Consider the following 868-nt stretch of genomic DNA (forward strand, 5'->3'; position numbering starts at 1 on the left):
GCCGGGGCACGGGTCGCGGGCGCAGCAGCCTCGGACGCGGCGGCCTCGGACGCGATGGTCGGGGGGACGGGGGCGGAGGGGGTCGGCACGGCGCCATTCTAGGCGGCGACGCGCGTCGCCCGGCCGGCGCGGCTACCGATAGAGTTGGGGCATGAGTTCAACAGAAACCGCGCCGGTGACGCTCGAGCGCATCGCCGCCGCCCTCGAGTCGATGGGGCTCTTCCCCTTCGTCTCGAACAGGGGGCAGGTCGCCGCGCTCCTCCCCAACCGGACCATCAGAATCGTCGTCCCCGAGGGGCACCCCGTTCAGGGAGTCTCCGAGTACCCGCGACTCTTCGACATCTCGCACGCCGAGGAGCTCGCCGAGACCGTCCGCCTCTTCAACGCGACGACCTACCTCCCGAAGGCGACGACGGTCGTCACCGACGAGGGGAAGATCGCCGTCCGTCTCTTCCACTGCTTCAACTGGATCGCCGGCGCCTCCGACGCGCAGGTGAAGGGCGAAGTCTCGCAGTTCGTCCTCTCGGCGGTCGCCCTTCAGAACCGTCTCGACCAGCAGTACCCCGACCCGTGGGGCAAGGAGGCGTCCAATGCCTGAGTGGAAGGCCTGGACCTTCGACGGAGACTCCGAGGACGGCTTCGCCCTCCCGAAGCCGGTCCCCCAGTCCCAACCCCGGCTCTTATACACATCTCCGAGCCCACGCGACTAAGGCGAATCTCGTATGCCGTCTTCTGCTTGAAAAAAAACCTTCCTACTTCATCAGTTCTTTCTTTCTTTGCTATTTTCCATCAATATCATATCAGCTCAGTCTTTTACCATATTCCTATCTCTTCTACACATCTCCCATCCCACACCACATACCACAAG

The 868-nt window shown here is 63.8% G+C and carries 1 protein-coding gene; it reads left to right on the forward strand.

The genetic code is table 11. From position 1 onward, the window contains the following. The first annotated feature begins 151 nt into the window (after positions 1-151). Complete coding sequence (locus DY157_RS11240; RefSeq protein ID WP_115728728.1) at positions 152-598, forward strand: histidine kinase; 447 nt, start codon at positions 152-154, stop codon at positions 596-598. Positions 599-868: the final 270 nt, after the last annotated feature.

The organism is Actinomyces culturomici, from assembly GCF_900499005.1.
Classification (GTDB): domain Bacteria; phylum Actinomycetota; class Actinomycetes; order Actinomycetales; family Actinomycetaceae; genus Pauljensenia; species Pauljensenia culturomici.